1 tRNA gene and 1 rRNA gene are annotated in these 514 nt (G+C 43.4%); both read left to right on the top strand.

Annotated elements, in window-relative coordinates:
• Positions 1 to 223 precede the first annotated feature (223 nt).
• Positions 224 to 339 (top strand): 5S ribosomal RNA (gene rrf, locus FS935_RS23040).
• Between the two features lie 32 nt (positions 340 to 371).
• Positions 372 to 447: transfer RNA gene (locus tag FS935_RS23035), tRNA-Val, on the top strand.
• The last annotated feature ends 67 nt before the right edge of the window (positions 448 to 514 follow it).

Below are 514 nucleotides of genomic sequence, written 5' to 3'. Positions count from 1 at the left end.
AATATTTAAGCGAACGTCAGTGAATTGAATTGTATAATCGTTATCTAGTTTTGAAGGAATATCATATTCCCGAAGACTCTGTAAAGAGTAAGAGGGTTTCGAGGAACGAACAGTTCAAGGAATCGACCCTAGGAGACACCGGAGCGTACTTTAGTACGTGAGGATGTTGACGAGCATCGATGACGTGGAAATGTGAAGTTCATCGGAAGCCGTAAACCATTTATTTGGTGATGATGGCGAAGAGGTCACACCCGTTCCCATGCCGAACACGGAAGTTAAGCTCTTCAGCGCCGATGGTAGTTGGGGGTTTCCCCCTGTGAGAGTAGGACGTCGCCAAGTTGTATAACTACTATAATAATAGTGGTTTATATGGAGGATTAGCTCAGCTGGGAGAGCATCTGCCTTACAAGCAGAGGGTCGGCGGTTCGATCCCGTCATCCTCCACCATAGTTTTTTCACCTAGTGAAAATAACTTTCTATTATATCTTTAAAGTGAAATATCTAACCGATTTAT

It is taken from the genome of Metabacillus litoralis, from assembly GCF_007994985.1.
Lineage (GTDB): Bacteria > Bacillota > Bacilli > Bacillales > Bacillaceae > Metabacillus > Metabacillus litoralis.
This window is presented reverse-complemented; position numbering and strand designations above follow the sequence as displayed.